The sequence below is a fragment of the Pseudomonas sp. NS1(2017) genome, assembly GCF_002269425.1.
In the GTDB taxonomy this organism is placed as follows: Bacteria; Pseudomonadota; Gammaproteobacteria; order Pseudomonadales; family Pseudomonadaceae; genus Aquipseudomonas; species Aquipseudomonas reactans.
Window position 1 is genome coordinate 1378012 of sequence record NZ_CP022960.1, and the last position, 18299, is coordinate 1396310.

An 18299-nucleotide genomic window follows, 5' to 3' on the forward strand; every position below is an offset into this window, starting at 1 on the left:
AAAACTCACAGATGAGCCGAGACCTTCCGCCCCTCAATGCCCTGCGTGCCTTTGAAGCGACTGCGCGATTGAATAGCGTCAGTCAGGCCGCCGAGCAATTGCACGTGACCCACGGTGCCGTCAGCCGGCAGTTGAAGGTGCTGGAGGAGCATTTGGGTATCAGCTTGTTCGTCAAAGAAGGTCGCGGCCTTAAACTCACAGATGCAGGCGTCCGGCTACGGGATGCCAGCGCCGAGGCCTTCGAGCGCCTGAGGGATGTGTGTGCCGAGCTGACCCAGGCCAGCGCCGATGCGCCTTTTGTACTCGGCTGTTCGGGCAGCCTGCTGGCGCGCTGGTTGATCCCGCGCCTGGGCCGCTTGAACGCCGACTTGCCGCACCTGCGCTTGCACCTGTCGGCGGGTGATGGGGATCTGGACCCGCGCCGCCCAGGCCTGGATGCGCTTTTGGTGTTCGCTGAACCGCCATGGCCGGCGGATATGCAGGTGTATGAGCTGGCCAGTGAACGCATCGGCCCGGTGATGAGCCCGCGCTTTGCCGGCTATGATCGCTTGCGCGAGGCGCCCGCCGAGGCCTTGTGTGGTGAAAAGCTGTTGCACACCACGTCACGCCCGCAAGCCTGGCCCAGTTGGGCGGCGCAGCACGGCATCGAGCCCGGCGCGTTGAAACACGGCCAGGGGTTTGAGCATTTATATTATTTACTGGAGGCGGCAGTGGCAGGATTGGGTGTAGCCATCGCCCCGCAGCCGCTGGTGGCCGAGGACTTGCGTGCGGGTCGCCTGGTGGCACCGTGGGGTTTCAGCGAAACCCCGGCGCACCTGGCGCTGTGGCTGCCCAAGCGCGCCGCAGACGGGCGCGCCGGGCAACTGGCGCAATGGTTCAAGGCTGAGCTACTGCGGGAACCGGTTTAATCGCCGCGTTTGCACAGCAGGTAAGCCGCGAGCAGGCCCAGTGCACCGACGGCGACGCCGGCTGTAGTCCATGGGTGCTCTTGTGCGTAGTCCCGGGTTGCAACACCGGTTTCGCGGATTTTGACTTTGCTTTCTTCGTAGGCGTCGCTGATCAGGTGGCGGGAGTGCTTTAGGGCATTCTCGGCATTGCTTTTCAGGGCCTTCAAGGTTTTGCGCGACTCGTCGGATGCATCGTCCTTGAGACTTTCCAGAGATTTGAGCAGGCTCGAAATCTCGGCTTCCATGCTTTCCAGCGACGCTTTGCGTAAAGAAGTGTTGGCCATGTGGACTCTCCTGAAGTGATTGAGTGGCGTGTGTAGATACCGACTGCGGCCGTTTCAGAAAGTGCAGTAAATCTGAACTTTCGGGTACGAACAGTCGCCAGAAGCAGTACGAACATTGACTGCTACGCTTGCTGAACGACCCTTAGGAGAACTGCCATGAGTGATCATCACACCTACAAGAAAGTTGAACTGGTGGGCTCGTCCACCTCCAGCATTGAAGACGCCATCAACAATGCGCTGGCCGAGGCCAACAAGAGCATCAAGCATCTGGAATGGTTCGAGGTGACTGAAACCCGTGGTCACATCAAGGACGGCAAGGCCGCGCACTTCCAGGTCACCCTCAAGGTGGGGTTCCGAATTGCCAGTAGTTGATCGCATCGGTTGAACTTGCTGACTGGCCGATTGCCATAACCTGCGCTACAACCAATGGGTGCCGATGCCACAAGCGTCGGCACGCTCTTTTCGATCAGCGCAAGGAAAGTAACGGATGAAGAAGTTCCTGTTAGCGGTAGGTTTGTTGAGCATTGCAGGCACGGCCCTGGCGGCGGGCAAGCCTTGTGAAGAGCTCAAAAGCGAAATTGCAGCGAAAATCGACGCCAAGGGCGCTACGGGTTATTCGCTGGAAGTGGTGGATAAAGGCGCTGCGCCGAGCGATCACACAGTGGTCGGCACCTGCGAGGGTGGCACCAAGGAAATTGCCTACAAGCGCGGTTAATCCCGTGTTGCAGACATAAAAAACCGACGCGCTGCGTCGGTTTTTTTTCGCCTGAAAGTTTTAGCCCTTCATCACCTGCGCCAGCAGCTCGTAGGAATGAATCCGGTCGGCGTGTTCGTACAGGTCGCAAGTAAAGATCAACTCGTCGGCGCCGGTCTGCTCGATCAGCACTTCCAGTTTGGCGCGGATCTTCGCCGGGCTGCCTACCATGGCCAGGCCCAGGAAGCTGCCGACCGCGTCTTTTTCATGGGGCAACCACAGGCCGTCCATGGTTTTTACCGGCGGGCGCTGCACCAGGCTTTGCCCGCGCATGAGGGCGAGGATGCGTTGGTAGACCGAAGTTGCCAAGTAATCAGCCTGCTCGTCGGTATCCGCCGCCACCAAGGGAATGCCGAGCATCACGTAGGGTTTATCCAGCACGGCTGAAGGTTTGAAGTGATTGCGGTACACGCGAATCGCCTCATGCATCAGGCGTGGTGCGAAATGCGAGGCGAAGGCGTAGGGCAAACCGCGTTCGCCTGCCAGCTGTGCACTGAACAAGCTGGAGCCGAGCAGCCACACCGGCACATTGGTGCCCGTGCCAGGCACGGCGATGATCCGTTGGTCGGGGGTGCGTGGGCCCAGGTAGGCCATCAGCTCGGCCACGTCTTCCGGGAATTCATCGGCGCTGCCGGAGCGCTCACGGCGCAGGGCGCGGGCGGTCATCTGGTCGGAGCCAGGGGCGCGGCCCAGGCCCAGGTCGATACGACCGGGGTAGAGGCTCTCCAGGGTGCCGAACTGTTCGGCAATTACCAGCGGCGCATGGTTGGGCAGCATTACACCGCCGGAACCGACGCGAATCGTCGAAGTGCCACCTGCCAGGTAGCCCAGCAGCACCGAAGTGGCCGAACTGGCGATACCGTCCATATTGTGGTGCTCGGCCACCCAGAAACGGTTGTAGCCGAATTTTTCCACGTGCTGGGCCAGGTCCAGGGAATTGCGCAGCGACTGCGCCGGGCTGCCATTGGCGCGCACGGGCACCAGGTCGAGGGTTGAAAACTTTACGTCGGACAGCGATTTCATAAGCCTGCTTCTCCTAGGGGGCCGCAGGCTTTTTAGACGAACCAAAACCTGCCGCTTCATGTGCATACCCATGCAATAAGGGCATATACCCGAGATTCAATAGCACGCCAGGAAAATTCCTACTGTATTGCTAGGTTTCTCCTACATGATGAACTTTGCCAGTCCGACTACTCTCAGAACCCTTACTGACGCAAAACCACCGTTCGAGGAGACCGCTATGAGTATCGTGAAAAAAGCATCCGCACATTGGGAAGGTGACCTGAAGACGGGCCTGGGTTCCATTTCCACGGAAACCGGCGTCCTACGTGAAGCGCCCTACGGCTTCAAGGCGCGTTTCGAGGGGGGCAAGGGCACCAACCCGGAAGAACTGATCGGTGCGGCCCACGCCGGCTGTTTCTCCATGGCCTTCTCCATGATTCTCGGCGATGCCGGGCTCAAGGCTGACAGCATCGACACCCAGGCCGAAGTGACCCTGGACCAGGTGGACGGTGGTTTTGCGATCACCGCCGTGCACCTGATCCTCAAGGCCAAGATTCCCGGCGCAAGCCAGGCGCAGTTCGATGAATTGAGTAAAAAAGCCAAGGAAGGGTGCCCGGTGTCCAAGGTGCTGAATGCGAAAATCAGCCTGGATGCCACGCTGGTCGGCTAAGCCTTCTACTTCAGGAGCGAGCAGGCTCGCTCCTGAAGCCCCAAATATGATCGAATAGCCTGCAGCCTAAGCGCACATCCGTGCGCAGTGCATTCAGGGAGCTTCACACATGAAACGTTTTGCCTTGGCAATCATCTGCGGTGTATTGGCCACTTCGGCCGTGGCCGCGCCAAAAGATTGTGAAGAGCTCAGGAAAGAGATTGAAGTGAAGATCCAGGCCAAGGCGATTCCTTCGTACACCCTGGAAATCATCACCGCCGAAGAAGCCAAGAATCACGACAGTGCGATGATTGTCGGTTCGTGCGAAAACGGCACCAAGCGCATCATCTACCAGAAAAACAACGACTGATCAGATGCAGTTGACGCTGCGTTCTTCTGCGAGCAACTGACGCGCCGAGTCATACAGCCGGATATTCGGCGTGAAGGCCAACGAGCGCCCTTCTAGCACGTAACGCTGGCCGGCCTGGAAGTGGTCATATTCCAGGGTCATGAAGCAGGTGCGATACATCATCTGGCTAAGCCCACCCAATCCGCCGCCGGCCGGGACTTCAAAGTCGAAGCGCACCATCAATTCGTGATGGCCGGGCGGGAATTGGAAGTAACGCCCGTCCTCCAGGTTTTTGCCGTCCAAACGCTGCGCCATCACCAGCTTGGACCCCGGCGTCGGCGTGGTGAAGTCGACCCAGGCTTGTTGCGGATCCTTCGGTGGCACTGGCGTTGTGGTGCAGGCACCGAGGAACAGGGCGGCAACGGGAAGCAAGAGCTGGCGCATGGCAGGCACTCAATGGAAGGAAGTATTGAGCCTGGCGCCGATGGCAACAGACTCCCTATGAGTATAAACACGTCATGCCATGGAAAAATTCCGCACAGGCGCGATAGTCTGGCGGGCAAATTACCCAGGAGCGGTCGGGGCATGGTCAGGCGTTTTCTTCCAGGGGTGATGGTCTTGCTGCTCAGCGGCTGCTCCAGCGTGAGTTATTACAGCCAGTTGGCCAGCGGCCAATGGCAATTGCTGCGGGCCCGAGAGCCGGTGGCGCAGGTCATTGCCGACTCTTCCCGCCCGCCGCTGTTACGCGAACACCTGGTGCAATCACAAAAAGCACGCACGTTCGCCAGTGAGCATTTGCACCTGCCTGACAACCAGAGCTACAGGTTGTATGCCGATATCGGTCGGCCCTATGTGGTCTGGAATGTGTTTGCCACGCAGGAATTTTCCCTGTCCCCCGAAACCCATTGCTTCCCCATTGCCGGTTGTGTGGCTTATCGCGGCTATTACAACCAAGGTGCGGCGCGTGGTGAGGCGGCGTTGTTGAAGCAGCGCGGCATGGACGTGTCGATCGGCGGCGTCGAGGCCTATTCTACTTTGGGCTGGTTCAACGACCCGATCATGAATTCGATGATGAACTGGGGCGATGAGCGCTTGGCCACGCTGATCTTCCACGAGCTGGCGCACCAGCGGTTTTATGTAAAGGACGACACCGAGTTCAACGAGTCGTTTGCCAATTTCGTCGAGCAGGAAGGCACACGGCAATGGCGTGCTGCGCGGGGTTTGGCGCCGCAGAGCCTGTCGACGTCGAAGCAGCGTGATCAGTTTATCCAGTTGGTTCTCGATACCCGGCAACGTTTGGAAAGGCTCTACGCCCAACCGTTGGCCGCTGATGCGATGCGCCAGGCCAAGGCGGCCGAGTTCGAGCGTTTGCGTAGCGAGTATCGGCAATTGCGCGATAGCCAGTGGGGCGGGGATAAACGTTATGACGCGTGGATCAACCAGCCCATGAACAACGCACGGTTGTTGCCGTTCGGTCTGTATGACCAGTGGGTGCCGGCGTTTGCGGCGCTGTTTGCGCGGGAAAATGGGGATTGGGTGAGGTTTTATAAGGCGGTGGAAACGATGGGCGGGTTGCCAGTGGAGCAGCGTAGAGCAGCGTTGAAACAGCTAGAGGGTGTTGGTCTTTAGGGCCTCTTCGCGAGCAAGCCCGCTCCCACAATTGACCGATTTCCAGCATGAGAATGCGGTCGAATGTGGGAGCGGGCTTGCTCGCGAAGGCTATTTCAGCTGCGCTGCATAAACGCCTGATGCATTTCGGCCAACGTCTGAAAATGCCAAGTCGGCGCCTCGGCATTCAGTTCTTCAAAACTGCCAAACCCATACCCCACCGCTGCCGAATCCAGCCCGTTGCTGCGTGCGCCGATCAGGTCATGCTTGCGGTCACCAATCATCAGGGTGGTAGCCGGGTCCAGGCCTTCCTCGCTCATCAGGTGGGCGATCAGTTCGACCTTGTTGGTGCGCGTACCGTCCAGTTCGCTGCCGTAGATCACCTTGAAGTGCTTGGCGAAATCGAAGTGCCGCGCGATCTCGCGGGCGAATACCCAAGGCTTGGAGGTGGCGACGTAGAGCTGGCGCCCCTGGCCGCTCAAGTCCTCCAGCAACGGCATTACGCCGTCGAACACGCGGTTCTCATACAGGCCGGTCACCTTGAAGCGCTCACGGTAGAAATTCACTGCCTCCCAGGCCTTGGCTTCATCAAAACCGTAGAACTGCATGAACGCTTGCAGCAGCGGCGGGCCGATAAAGTGTTCCAGCTGGGTCAGGTCGGGCTCGTCGATCCCCAGTTTGCCGAGGGCATATTGGATCGAGCGAGTAATGCCTTCGCGCGGGTCGGTGAGGGTGCCGTCCAGGTCGAACAGCACGGTTTGGTAATTCATTGATCGAATCCTTCAGCCAGGTGCAGGTCTTTGAGCTTCACGTAGTTCGCCGCGCTGTAGGTGAAAAAGGCGCGTTCCTTGTCAGTCAGCGGGCGGATTTGTTTAACCGGGCTGCCCACGTACAGGAAGCCGCTTTCGAGTTTCTTGCCTGGCGGCACCAGGCTGCCGGCGCCGATGATCACGTCGTCTTCCACCACGGCGCCGTCCATCACGATGCTGCCCATGCCGATCAGGATGCGGTTGCCCACGGTGCAGCCATGCAGCATGACTTTGTGGGCGATGGTCACGTCGTCGCCGATCAGCAGCGGGAAGCCATCCGGATTGAAGGGCCCTGCGTGGGTGATGTGCAGCACGCAGCCATCCTGCACGCTGGTGCGCGCACCGATGCGGATGCGGTGCATGTCGCCGCGGATCACGGTCAGCGGCCAGACCGAGCTGTCGGCGCCGATTTCAACATCGCCGATCACCACCGCCGAAATATCGACAAAAGCCCCGGCGCTCAGGGCTGGCGTGTGGTTCTGATAGGTGCGAAGGGTCACGATAGCCTCTCTCTCTTCTGCTGATAGCTGCGGTGGACGTTGATTGTAATTAAGATGGCCCCATCTTTGTTCTTACATGTTTCTTCAGCCAAGGTGCCAACCGTGAGCGCGAACAACCCGCTTCTGCAGTCCTACGACCTGCCGCCGTTCTCGGCGATCCGTGCCGAGCACGTCCAGCCGGCCATCGAACAGATCCTCGCCGACAACCGTGTCGCCATCGAAGGCATCCTGCAAAGCCAGGGGAAAAATCCGACGTGGGCCGGCCTGGTCCTGGCCATGGATGAACTGAATGACCGCCTGGGCGCCGCCTGGAGCCCGGTCAGCCACCTCAACGCCGTGTGCAACAGCGCTGAACTGCGCGAAGCCTACGAAAGTTGCCTGCCGGCGTTGAGCGCCTACTCCACCGAGATGGGCCAGAACCGCGAGCTGTTCCAGGCCTTCGAAGCCCTGGCCAACAGCCCGGAAGCCGCCGGTTTCGATGTGGCGCAGAAAACTATCCTGGAACACTCGCTGCGTGACTTCCGCCTGTCCGGCATCGATCTGCCGCCCGAGCAGCAAAAGCGCTACGCCGAAGTGCAGAGCAAACTGTCCGAGCTGGGCAGCAAATTTTCCAACCAGTTGCTGGACGCCACCCAGGCCTGGACCAAACACGTCACCGACGAAGCCACCCTCGCCGGCCTGACCGATTCGGCCAAGGCGCAAATGGCTGCCGCCGCCCAGGCCAAAAGCCTCGACGGCTGGTTGATCACCCTGGAATTCCCAAGCTACTACGCGGTGATGACCTACGCCCAGGACCGCGCCCTGCGTGAAGAAGTCTACGCGGCTTACTGCACCCGTGCGTCGGATCAAGGCCCGAATGCCGGTCAGAACGATAACGGCCCGGTGATGGAACAGATCCTCGACCTGCGTCAGGAGCTGGCCAAGCTGCTGGGTTATGCGTCGTTCTCCGAACTGAGTCTGGCCACCAAAATGGCCGAGTCCAGCGACCAGGTGCTGAGCTTCCTGCGCGACCTGGCCAAGCGCAGCAAGCCGTTTGCCGCCCAGGACCTGCAACAGCTCAAGGCCTACGCCGCCGAACAAGGCTGCGCCGAGCTGCAAAGCTGGGACAGTGGTTTCTACGGCGAAAAACTCCGTGAGCAACGCTACAGCGTGTCCCAGGAAGCCCTGCGCGCGTACTTCCCGATCGACAAAGTGCTCGGCGGCCTGTTCGCCATTGTGCAGCGCCTGTACGGCATCGAAATCGCCGAGCAAAAAGGCTTCGACACCTGGCACCCGGATGTCCGCCTGTTTGAAATCAAGGAAAACGGCCAGCACGTGGGCCGCTTCTTCTTCGACCTCTACGCCCGCGCCAACAAGCGTGGCGGCGCGTGGATGGACGGTGCGCGCGACCGTCGCCGCAAAATCGACGGCGTGCTGCAAAGCCCGGTGGCCAACCTGGTGTGCAACTTCACCCCGGCCGACAGCGGCAAGCCTGCCCTGCTGACCCACGATGAAGTGACCACCCTGTTCCACGAGTTTGGCCACGGCCTGCATCACCTGCTGACCCGCGTTGAACACGCGGGTGTGTCCGGCATCAACGGCGTGGCCTGGGATGCGGTGGAATTGCCGAGCCAGTTCATGGAGAACTGGTGCTGGGAGCCGGAAGGCCTGGCACTGATCTCCGGTCACTACGAAACCGGCGAAGCGCTGCCTCAGGACCTGCTGGAAAAAATGCTCGCGGCCAAGAACTTCCAGTCCGGCCTGATGATGGTGCGCCAGTTGGAATTCTCGCTGTTCGACTTCGAACTGCACGCCACCCACGGTGACGGCCGCAGCGTGGCCCAGGTGCTCGAAGGCGTACGCGATGAGGTGTCGGTGATGCGTCCGCCGGCCTACAACCGTTTCCCCAATAGCTTCGCGCACATTTTCGCTGGCGGATACGCGGCGGGTTACTACAGCTACAAGTGGGCTGAAGTGCTGTCGGCGGATGCCTTCTCCAAGTTTGAAGAAGAGGGTGTGCTCAACGCTGAGACCGGCCGCGCCTTCCGCGAAGCGATCCTGGCGCGTGGCGGTTCCCAGGAACCGATGGTGCTGTTCGTCGACTTCCGCGGACGAGCGCCGTCGATTGACGCACTCTTGCGCCACAGCGGCCTGAGTGAGGACGCGGCAGCATGAGTGAAGGGCCTGTGATCACCAAAAAGCAATTTATCGCCGGGGCGGTCTGCCCGGCGTGCAGCGAGCCGGACAAGTTGAAGATGTGGACCGAGGACAACGTGCCCCATCGCGCTTGCGTGGCCTGCGGTTATACCGACACGCTGAATGACCAGGGGTTGTCGGTGCCCAAGGAATTGGGCACGCGGGTGAATACGTCTGCGTTGAAAGCTCCGGCGGACCCCAAGGTGCAGGCGGTGCAGTTCTTTCCTAATCCGAAGCTGAAAAAATGACCCATTTGATGTTTCTCGCCCTGAAACCAAGGTTTTGGGGCGAGGAGCGTTAAGCATCTACACCCTTCTCTCCTGCGGTGTATTCCAGGATGACAACTCCCACTTGTTGTCTTCAAGGATGCCCGATGCAAGACCCCAATCCCCTGTTGCAGGACTATCACCTGCCGCCTTTCTCGGCCATTCGCGCCGAACATCTTGTACCTGCCGTTGATGCGATCGTGCTGCGCGCTCGCACCGAGGTGGGCCGCATCATTGCCAGCCAGCGACACAGCCCGAACTGGGACGATCTGGTGCTGGCCATAGAGGCGGTGACGTCGCGGATCGACGAGGTGTTAACGGTGATTTACATACTCGACAGCGTAAACACTGAACAAAAATGGAAGCGAGCCACCGCGCAAGCCACTTTCCGGGCCATAGAGTTCGTGCGCGATCTAACCAGTAACCGCGCGCTCTTTGACTGCTACAAAGCGTTGGCGGCCAGTTCAGCGGCAGGACTGTTCGATGCGTCCCGTCAGAGTTTGCTGAGGCGTACGCTGAAAAAGTTTGAACAGGCCGGTATCGAATTGGAATCGGTCTCGCAGCAGAGGCTGGTGACGCTTAACCTTGAAATTGCCGGGCTTCAGCAGTTGTTCATTAGCCGGTTGGAACAGGCAAACAACGCTTGGCGCAAACACGTCACCGACGAATCACACCTGCTGGGGCTTACGCCGACATTCAAGGCGCGTAGGGCGCAAAAGGCCCGTGCCGCCAACCTGGAAGGTTGGCTGATTACCCTGAATGAAGAAACCTACCGAGACCTCATGGCGTACGCGCAAAATCGCGCTTTGCGAGAGGAGGTTTTCATCGCCTATAACACGCGTGCGTCCGATATCGGCCCGCATGCCGGGCAGTTCGACAATGGCCCGCTGCTGCAAATGCTAATGGTCAGCCGTCATCAAAAAGCCCAGCTTTTGGGCCACGCCAACTTCGTTCGATTGGCGCTTGAACTCCAGGTATTGGATACCGAAGATCAGGTGCTGACGTTTATTCGTGATCAAATTGCGTCGCAACGTATGGCCTTCGAGCATGACAAACGACTGCTCACCACGCTGGGCCGTGAACTTGGGTTGGCCGATCTGCAGCCCTGGGATTACGCCTATCTGGCGCAGATCATCCGGCAACAGGCCAGCGGCGTTGCTCAAGAGACGTTGCGCGCTTATTTCCCGCTGGATACCACCCTGATCCGCCTGTTTGCTTTGATAAAGCGCCTGTTCGACATCGAAATCAGTGAGCTCGATGGCTTCGACTCCTGGGCTCCCGGGGTTCGACTCTTGCAAGTGCACGCCTATGGCGAAGTATTGGGGCAGATATATTTCGTACCGTTTTTGCAAAACAGCGATGATTTTCCCAGGGCGTTTTCGTTGAAAAACCGCTGGACTACAGCTGAAGGGCAAAGAGTGCAACCGGTGGTTGTGCTCTGCAGCCAGTTTGAAGTGACCCCTGACGAGCCCTGCTTGCTTGCGCACCAGCAGCTCAAGATCCTGTTCCATGAGTTCGGCCATTGCTTGCAGCAGGTGCTGATGGGCGTGGGTTATCGCACTAAAATGGGCATTGATGACCTGGGCATCGACAGTGCGGAGTTCTGCGGCCAGTTCTTCGAGCGCTGGTGTGATTCCCCTGAATGTCTTGTCTGGCTGTCAGGCCATGTCGAAACCGGCGCGCAGTTGCCTGAGGCCATGGCCCGACAGCAAGTGGTGTATGCCAACACTCAAACGTCTTGGGAGCGCGCAGAGTCGCTGACCCTGGCGCTGTTTGATATTGAAGTGCATCGCACCCACGGCGACGGACGCGCAATTGAGCAGGTATTTGCAAGCGCCAACCGTGAGGTCGGGCACCTGCCAGCGCTGGACGCTGTTCGTTACGTCAATGGCTTCAGCCATATGGTGTCGGGTTACGAGGGCGGGTTTTATGCTTACCAATGGTCTGAAGTGCTGGCACGTGCAGCCTTCAAAAGGTTTGAGCAAGAAGGTGTGTTCAACCCGCAGACGGGTCGTGCGTTTCGCGAGCTAGTGCTTGCTCCCGGTCACTCTAGATCGTTGGTTGATTCGGTGCGTTTATTTTTAGACGTTACACCCGGCAACGCAGTTTGAATCCAGGAGCCAGTGTTGGCAGTGTTCATCCAACTCTTCACCGAACACAGGGCAAAGGCACTGGTACTGCATTCTCCATTGAGTAATGCCTTGCGTAACTTGTCGACATCGGCCCTCATCATGTAGCGAACGCCGTCCTTGAAGCCATTGCTGGTGCCAAAACCACCCAGGGTCATTTCGTTCAGTGCATCCTCCTTGCTCCACCCCTGAATCACCACCCGATACATCGCCGCCATCAGGCCGGTACGGTCAGAGCCGTGCTTGCAATGCATCAGCACCGGGCCGTTGGTTTCGGCTTCCTGGATGGCTCTCAACGCCGCCAGTACGTCGGAATCATCCACATGGTTGGTGCGATAAGTCAGCTGTACCTGGCGGATATCAGGCGATTTGAGCCAGTCAGCATCGGATTCCGGCAGGAAATTGATCACGGTGCCGATCTTGAGCTTTTCCAGCAGCGGCGCTGCGTTACTGTCGGGTAACCCGCTGCGATAGAGCGTGGGCGTCATCTGATGGAGGTTGTATTGACTGCCCACCGGTTGTGCCCACTCGGGGGAACGGATGGAGATGGGCTCGTCGGCTTGAGCGAAAGCGCTGGAGAACAGCGCGATGAACGCGAGGCCGAAGGCCGGCAGCCATTGATTCTTGAGCATGGATGACATGACCGAGCAGGAAAAAGGTGAATGCCGCTCAGGTTGGTCCAAGGGGGGTCAATGAGGCGTGAGGGGGGCGTCAAAGAATCGTGAATCATCAGTCTTTAGTCGCTGAAACGCTTCTCTCGATGCATAGCCTGCTATCATTTGTAACTATTGTTTACCGAAAAAAAAGCCAAGCCGCTCACCAGAAGCCGGCTGATAAACCCGTGACCACATGATGAGGTGCCACCATGTCTGATCAAGATCAAGACAACCCCCGGCGTGACTTTCTGCGCAAATCCTTGACCTTGATCCCGGTGGTCACGGTTGCCAGCACCGGCCTTGGCGGTTCGATGCTGATGGCCACGCCTGAGCCGGCCCAAGCCGCGCCGGCCAAGCCTGCGGCCAGCGAAAAGGCCTATGAGCCGACTTATTTCACTGCCGAGGAATGGGCGTTCATCAACGCCGCGGTCGCGCAGTTAATCCCTGCTGATGCCCAAGGCCCAGGTGCTCTGGAAGCCGGTGCGCCGGAATATATCGACCGCCAGATGAACACGCCGTACGCCAGCGGCGCCCTGTGGTTTATGCAAGGCCCGTTCAACGCGGATGCGCCGCCGGAGATGGGCTGGCAGTCCAAACTGGTGCCCAAAGAGATCTATCGCCTGGGCATTGCCGCGACGGATACTTGGTCGAAGGCGTTCAACGGCAAAGTTTTTGCCGCGCAAGACAGCGCTACCCGAGACGATATGTTACGGCGTCTGGAGGCGGGCGGTAGTGAGGTGACGGCGCATTTTGATGCGGTGCCGCCAAAGATCTTCTTCAACTTGTTGCTGCAAAACACCAAGGAAGGCTTCTTCTGCGACCCGATCCACGGCGGCAACAAAGGCATGGTCGGCTGGACCATGATCGGCTTCCCCGGCGCGCGCGCCGACTTCATGGACTGGGTTGAACGCAACGAGCAATACCCCTTCCCGGCAGTTTCCATCCGCGGCGAGAGGGCATAAACGTGGCGACCATCATGAAGAAAGTGGATGCAGTAATCGTAGGCTTCGGCTGGACCGGCGCGATCATGGCTAAGGAGCTGACGGAGGCGGGCCTCAACGTGGTAGCGCTGGAGCGCGGCCCGATGCAGGACACTTACCCGGACGGCAACTATCCCCAGGTCATCGACGAATTGACCTACAGCGTGCGTAAGAAACTCTTCCAGGATATCTCCAAGGAGACAGTGACCATTCGCCATAGCGTGAATGACGTTGCCCTGCCCAACCGTCAGTTGGGTGCGTTCCTGCCGGGTAATGGCGTGGGCGGCGCTGGCCTGCATTGGTCCGGCGTGCATTTTCGAGTCGACCCGATCGAGTTGCGCATGCGCAGCCATTATGAAGAGCGCTACGGCAAGCACTTCATTCCCAAGGACATGACCATCCAGGACTTCGGCGTGAGCTATGAAGAGCTGGAGCCGTTTTTCGACTACGCGGAAAAAGTCTTCGGCACCTCTGGGCAAGCCTGGACCGTGAAAGGCCAACTGGTCGGCGAAGGCCGTGGCGGTAACCCGTATGCGCCGGACCGCTCTAACCCGTTCCCGTTGGAATCGCAGAAAAACACCGTCTCCGCACAGCTGTTTCAGAAAGCGGCTGCCAGCGTCGGTTACAAACCCTACAACCTGCCGTCTGCCAACACCTCGGGGCCATACACCAACCCCTATGGCGCGCAGATGGGACCGTGCAACTTCTGCGGTTTTTGCAGCGGCTACGTGTGCTACATGTACTCCAAGGCATCGCCGAATGTGAACATTCTGCCGGCGTTACGTCAGGTGCCGAACTTTGAACTGCGGCCCAATGCCCACGTGCTCAAGGTCAACCTCGACAGCACCAAGAGCAAGGCCACTGGCGTGACTTACATCGACGCCCAGGGCCGTGAATGCGAGCAACCGGCGGACTTGGTGATCCTCGGTGCGTTCCAGTTTCACAACGTGCGCTTGATGCTGCTCTCCGGTATCGGCAAGCCGTACGATCCAATCACCAACGAGGGCGTGGTGGGCAGAAACTTCGCCTACCAGAACATGGCGACCATCAAGGCGTTCTTCGACAAAGACACTCACACCAACAACTTCATCGGTGCGGGTGGCAACGGCGTGGCCATTGATGACTTCAACGCCGACAACTTCGACCACGGGCCCCATGGCTTTGTGGGCGGTTCGCCGATGTGGGTCAACCAGGCTGGCAGCCGACCGATTGCCGGTACGTCCAACCCGCCGGGCACTCCGGCCTGGGGCAGTGCCTGGAAGCGCGCCACCGCCGATTACTACACCCACCAGGTGTCGATGGATGCCCACGGTGCCCATCAGTCCTACCGGGGTAACTACCTGGATCTGGACCCGGTGTACCGCGATGCCTACGGCCAGCCCTTGCTGCGGATGACGTTTGATTGGCAGGAAAACGACATCAAGATGAACCGCTTCATGGTCGAGAAAATGGGCAAGGTCGCTGAGGCGATGAACCCCAAGGCCATTGCTGTGCTCGGCAAAAAAGTCGGCGAGCACTTCAACACGGCGTCGTACCAGACCACCCACTTGAACGGTGGCGCGATCATGGGCACCGATCCGAAAACCAGTGCGTTGAATCGCTACCTGCAGTGCTGGGATGTACACAACGTGTTTGTCCCAGGCGCATCCGCTTTCCCACAAGGTTTGGGCTACAACCCTACAGGCTTGGTGGCGGCGTTGACCTACTGGTCGGCGCGGGCAATCCGTGAGCAGTATCTGAAAAACCCCGGCCCACTGGTTCAGGCATAAGGAGCGATGACCATGAAAGCACTTGTTATCGCGACCTTCGCGCTCTTCAGCAGCTGCTCTGTCAGCGCCGCTGAAACGGACTTGATCAAGCAAGGTGAATACCTGGCCCGCGCGGGTGACTGCGTGGCTTGCCACACGGCCAAAGGTGGTAAACCCTTTGCCGGCGGCCTGCCGATGGAAACCCCGATTGGCGTGATCTATTCCACCAACATCACCCCGGACAAGACCGGCCTGGGCGACTACAGCTTCGAAGACTTCGACAAGGCCGTGCGCCATGGCGTCGCCAAGGGCGGCATTACGCTTTACCCGGCGATGCCCTACCCGTCTTACGCACGCGTCAGCGACAGCGATATGCAGGCGCTATATGCGTACTTCATGAAAGGTGTCGAGCCCGTAGCCCAGGAGAACAAGGACAGCGACATTCCGTGGCCTTTGAGCATGCGCTGGCCGTTGGCGGCATGGCGCTGGATGTTTGCGCCTTCAGTCGAGGAGCATCAGGCCCAAGCCGCGGCCGACCCGGTGATCAGCCGGGGCGCCTACCTGGTGGAAGGCCTTGGCCATTGCGGTGCGTGCCACACGCCACGGGCGCTGACCATGCAGGAAAAAGCCCTGAGTGCCACTGACGGAAACGCCTTCCTGTCCGGCAGCGCGCCGCTGGAAGGTTGGATCGCCAAGAGCCTGCGCGGTGACCACAAGGATGGCCTCGGCAGCTGGAGCGAGGAACAACTGGTGCAGTTCCTCAAGACCGGCCGCAGTGACCGCAGCGCGGTGTTTGGTGGCATGAGCGACGTGGTCGTCCACAGCATGCAGTACATGTCGGAAAATGACCTGACCGCTATCGCCCGTTACCTCAAGAGCCTGCCGGCGGTGGATCCCGAGGATCAGCCGCATCAGTACGACAAGCAAGCGGCCGAGGCGTTGTGGAAAGGCGATGACAGCCAGCGCGGCGCCTCGGTGTATATCGACAACTGCGCGGCTTGCCACCGTACCGACGGCCATGGCTACACGCGGGTGTTTCCGGCGCTGGCGGGCAACCCAGTGTTGCAAACGGCGGATGCCACGTCGTTGATCAACATCGTGTTGAACGGCGGCACTTTGCCGGCGACCCACGCGGCACCGTCGACCTTCACCATGCCGGCGTTCGCCTGGCGTCTGTCGGACCAGGAAGTGGCGGATGTGGTCAGTTTCATCCGAGGCAGTTGGGGCAATCAGGGCGCGCCGGTGAAGGCCAGCGATGTGAGGGACCTGCGCCACAACGATATGCGCACCACCTCCGGCGATGACTTGGGGCAAGTGACGCAGAAGCACTGAGGCTTGCCTGACCGCCAAACGGCACTGGTCAGAACCCTCATGCCTCGATACTGTATATAAAAACAGTATCGAGGCGCTTTCATGTCTACTCCGCTGCCGCCCCGTGGCCGGGGCACGGCCACCAACCTGCATAACCGCTTTGCGCCTACGGTGAGCGTCGCCGAGGATGATGGCTGGTTTCAGGAAGTGCCACCGACCCAGGGCACCGAAGTGCGTATCGAGACGGCCAAGAGCATCATCACCCGTAACAACTCGCCGGACTTGCCGTTCGATCGCTCCATCAACCCTTATCGTGGCTGCGAGCATGGCTGTATCTACTGCTACGCACGGCCCAGCCATGCCTATTGGGACATGTCGCCGGGGTTGGATTTCGAAACCAAACTGATCGCCAAGACCAACGCCGCGCACGTGTTGGAGCAGCAGCTTTCGAAGCCAGGTTACGTGTGCGCGCCGATCAACCTGGGCTCCAATACCGACCCGTACCAGCCGATCGAGCGCGAGTACAGGATTACCCGGCAAACCCTCGAGGTGCTGCTGCGCTATCGACACCCGGTGACCATCATCACCAAGGGCTCGCTGATTCTGCGAGACCTGGACCTGCTCACCGAGTTGGCGCGCCAGCGATTGGTGGCGGTGATGATCAGCCTCACCAGCCTGGACGATGAACTCAAGCGCATCCTGGAACCACGCACGGCAGCACCCAAGGCGCGGTTGCGGGCGATTCGGGTGATGCGTGAGGCGGGGATTCCGGTGGGCGTGCTGTGTTCGCCGATGATCCCGATGATCAACGACAGCGAATTGGAGAGCCTGCTGACCGAGGCCCATGCTGCGGGCGCGCAAAGCGCGGCGTACATGATGCTGCGCTTGCCGCTGGAGGTGGCACCGCTGTTCGAGGAGTGGCTGGCGGCGCACTACCCGCAGCGCGCGGCCCATGTGATGAGTTTGGTGCGCCAGGTGCGTGGCGGTGAGGTGTATGACAGTCGCTTCGGCGTACGCATGCGCGGTGAAGGACCGTTTGCCGATTTGCTGGCCCAGCGCTTCAGCAAAGCGATCAAGCGCCTGGGGCTCGATCGACGGGAAGGTTTCAATCTGGATTGCACGGCCTTTTGCCCGCCGGGCAGACAGATGGCTTTGTTGTAGACTGAAGAGGTGAAGCGCGAATCTCTTGTAGGAATGGTCGCGTTTTGACATCACCGAAACCCCCGATCTAGAGCGGTTCATTCAGTTTGAGTTAAGTTTCGACGGTTACCTTGTTCAGCGAGTGACTGATGAGTCGATGGCTCGGTTTTGAGGTGTTTGCAACTGTTCTCCTGGCCCGGCGTCGAACTGACCTGAACACTCCCCCTGCATTAATCAAGAGGATGAATCATGAGTGACAAGGATAAACAGCCGTTGGCTGCGTCGGCTTCTGCCTCTCCGGTGGCTGAAACCGCCGATGCAGCGCTGCAGCATATTGTTGACGGTTTTTTGCATTTCCATCACGACGTCTTCCCCCAGCAGGAAGAACTCTTCAAGAAACTCGCCACGGCCCAAAGCCCGCGTGCGATGTTCATCACGTGCGCCGACTCGCGCATCGTGCCCGAGCTGATCACCCAGAGTTCGCCTGGCGACCTGTTCGTGACGCGTAATGTCGGTAACGTGGTGCCGCCTTACGGCCAGATGAACGGCGGTGTGTCCACGGCTATCGAGTACGCGGTACTGGCCCTGGGCGTGCAGCACATCATTGTCTGCGGACACTCCGATTGCGGCGCCATGCGTGCGGTACTCAACCCCGCCAGCCTGGAGAAGATGCCAACAGTCAGGGCCTGGCTGCGGCACGCCGAGGTCGCAAGGTCCATGGTCGAGGACAACTGCGACTGTGCCAATGAAGGCGAGAGCATGAAGGTGCTGACTGAAGAAAACGTCATCGCCCAGTTGCAACACTTGCGCACCCACCCTTCCGTGGCTTCGCGCATGGCCAATGGTCAGCTGTTTATCCATGGCTGGATCTACAACATCGAGACCAGTGAAATCCGGGCCTACGATGCGGACCAGTCAGCGTTCCGCTCGTTGAGCGGCGACGGGCCGATTCCTTCCGCGACGCCTAAAGCGCGCTTCTAAAACACTTCCCT

20 protein-coding genes are annotated in these 18299 nt (G+C 59.5%); 14 read left to right on the top strand and 6 right to left on the bottom strand.

Features of this window, described 5'->3' with window-relative positions; all coding sequences use genetic code 11:
• Positions 1-11: 11 nt before the first annotated feature.
• On the top strand, positions 12-908 hold the full coding sequence (locus tag CI807_RS06635) for a LysR family transcriptional regulator (RefSeq protein ID WP_095017512.1): 897 nt from the start codon (positions 12-14) through the stop codon (positions 906-908).
• On the opposite strand, the gene CI807_RS06640 is transcribed toward CI807_RS06635, so the two are convergent.
• Positions 905-1231: a YqjD family protein gene (locus CI807_RS06640; RefSeq protein ID WP_003170746.1), complete on the bottom strand. Its 327-nt coding sequence runs from the start codon at positions 1229-1231 to the stop codon at positions 905-907. The two genes, CI807_RS06635 and CI807_RS06640, sit on opposite strands and share 4 nt — an antisense overlap.
• Positions 1232-1387: 156 nt before the next feature.
• Here CI807_RS06640 and CI807_RS06645 point away from each other — a divergent pair, with 156 nt between their 5' ends.
• Together CI807_RS06645 and CI807_RS06650 are read left to right on the top strand one after the other, a co-directional pair.
• On the top strand, positions 1388-1603 hold the full coding sequence (locus tag CI807_RS06645; protein ID WP_007953919.1) for a dodecin: 216 nt from the start codon (positions 1388-1390) through the stop codon (positions 1601-1603).
• A gap of 115 nt (positions 1604-1718) precedes the next feature.
• Positions 1719-1946, top strand: coding sequence for a DUF1161 domain-containing protein (locus CI807_RS06650; protein WP_095014113.1), 228 nt, complete (start codon positions 1719-1721; stop codon positions 1944-1946).
• A gap of 60 nt (positions 1947-2006) precedes the next feature.
• Here the strand turns inward: CI807_RS06650 and CI807_RS06655 are convergent, their stop codons facing one another.
• Complete coding sequence (locus tag CI807_RS06655; RefSeq protein WP_028618620.1) at positions 2007-3008, bottom strand: LLM class flavin-dependent oxidoreductase; 1002 nt, start codon at positions 3006-3008, stop codon at positions 2007-2009.
• 217 nt (positions 3009-3225) lie between these two features.
• Between CI807_RS06655 and CI807_RS06660 the strand changes: the two genes are divergently transcribed.
• Together CI807_RS06660 and CI807_RS06665 are read left to right on the top strand one after the other, a co-directional pair.
• Positions 3226-3657, top strand: a complete 432-nt coding sequence (locus CI807_RS06660) for an OsmC family protein (protein ID WP_038851085.1) — start codon at positions 3226-3228, stop codon at positions 3655-3657.
• 109 nt (positions 3658-3766) lie between these two features.
• Positions 3767-4006: a DUF1161 domain-containing protein gene (locus CI807_RS06665; protein ID WP_016969660.1), complete on the top strand. Its 240-nt coding sequence runs from the start codon at positions 3767-3769 to the stop codon at positions 4004-4006.
• Here the strand turns inward: CI807_RS06665 and CI807_RS06670 are convergent, their stop codons facing one another.
• The gene (locus tag CI807_RS06670) at positions 4007-4429 is read right to left on the bottom strand and encodes a hypothetical protein (RefSeq protein ID WP_095014114.1); all 423 of its coding nucleotides are present in this window, start codon (positions 4427-4429) and stop codon (positions 4007-4009) included.
• A gap of 141 nt (positions 4430-4570) precedes the next feature.
• Here CI807_RS06670 and CI807_RS06675 point away from each other — a divergent pair, with 141 nt between their 5' ends.
• On the top strand, positions 4571-5614 hold the full coding sequence (locus tag CI807_RS06675; protein WP_095014115.1) for an aminopeptidase: 1044 nt from the start codon (positions 4571-4573) through the stop codon (positions 5612-5614).
• A gap of 95 nt (positions 5615-5709) precedes the next feature.
• Here the strand turns inward: CI807_RS06675 and CI807_RS06680 are convergent, their stop codons facing one another.
• Both CI807_RS06680 and CI807_RS06685 read right to left on the bottom strand, forming a co-directional pair.
• The gene (locus CI807_RS06680; RefSeq protein WP_095014116.1) at positions 5710-6363 is read right to left on the bottom strand and encodes an HAD family hydrolase; all 654 of its coding nucleotides are present in this window, start codon (positions 6361-6363) and stop codon (positions 5710-5712) included.
• Entirely contained in the window at positions 6360-6902 is a 543-nt protein-coding gene (locus CI807_RS06685) for a gamma carbonic anhydrase family protein (protein ID WP_095014117.1), read from the bottom strand. Before CI807_RS06685 ends, CI807_RS06680 begins: the two co-directional genes overlap by 4 nt.
• A 54-nt stretch (positions 6903-6956) precedes the next feature.
• Between CI807_RS06685 and prlC the strand changes: the two genes are divergently transcribed.
• From prlC to CI807_RS06700, 3 genes are all read left to right on the top strand, one after another.
• Positions 6957-9056 (top strand): oligopeptidase A, encoded by a 2100-nt coding sequence (prlC, locus tag CI807_RS06690; protein ID WP_177409564.1) that lies wholly within the window; start codon positions 6957-6959, stop codon positions 9054-9056.
• A complete protein-coding gene (locus CI807_RS06695; RefSeq protein ID WP_095014119.1) occupies positions 9053-9325 on the top strand; it encodes a YheV family putative zinc ribbon protein in 273 nt (90 codons plus the stop codon). Before prlC ends, CI807_RS06695 begins: the two co-directional genes overlap by 4 nt.
• A gap of 125 nt (positions 9326-9450) precedes the next feature.
• Positions 9451-11454: a M3 family metallopeptidase gene (locus tag CI807_RS06700; protein WP_157741997.1), complete on the top strand. Its 2004-nt coding sequence runs from the start codon at positions 9451-9453 to the stop codon at positions 11452-11454.
• On the opposite strand, the gene CI807_RS06705 is transcribed toward CI807_RS06700, so the two are convergent.
• The gene (locus CI807_RS06705; protein WP_095017513.1) at positions 11388-12104 is read right to left on the bottom strand and encodes a tyrosine-protein phosphatase; all 717 of its coding nucleotides are present in this window, start codon (positions 12102-12104) and stop codon (positions 11388-11390) included. The genes CI807_RS06700 and CI807_RS06705 overlap by 67 nt on opposite strands.
• 233 nt (positions 12105-12337) lie before the next feature.
• Here CI807_RS06705 and CI807_RS06710 point away from each other — a divergent pair, with 233 nt between their 5' ends.
• The 5 genes from CI807_RS06710 (at position 12338) to CI807_RS06730 (ending at position 18288) form a co-directional block, all read left to right on the top strand.
• Entirely contained in the window at positions 12338-13090 is a 753-nt protein-coding gene (locus tag CI807_RS06710) for a gluconate 2-dehydrogenase subunit 3 family protein (protein WP_095014121.1), read from the top strand.
• Between the two features lie 2 nt (positions 13091-13092).
• On the top strand, positions 13093-14877 hold the full coding sequence (locus tag CI807_RS06715) for a GMC family oxidoreductase (RefSeq protein ID WP_095014122.1): 1785 nt from the start codon (positions 13093-13095) through the stop codon (positions 14875-14877).
• Positions 14878-14889: 12 nt separating this feature from the next.
• Positions 14890-16188, top strand: a complete 1299-nt coding sequence (locus CI807_RS06720) for a cytochrome c (protein WP_095014123.1) — start codon at positions 14890-14892, stop codon at positions 16186-16188.
• An 81-nt stretch (positions 16189-16269) separates the two neighbouring features.
• On the top strand, positions 16270-17328 hold the full coding sequence (locus CI807_RS06725) for a PA0069 family radical SAM protein (RefSeq protein ID WP_095014124.1): 1059 nt from the start codon (positions 16270-16272) through the stop codon (positions 17326-17328).
• Positions 17329-17556: 228 nt separating this feature from the next.
• Positions 17557-18288 (top strand): carbonic anhydrase, encoded by a 732-nt coding sequence (locus tag CI807_RS06730; RefSeq protein ID WP_095014125.1) that lies wholly within the window; start codon positions 17557-17559, stop codon positions 18286-18288.
• Positions 18289-18299: the final 11 nt, after the last annotated feature.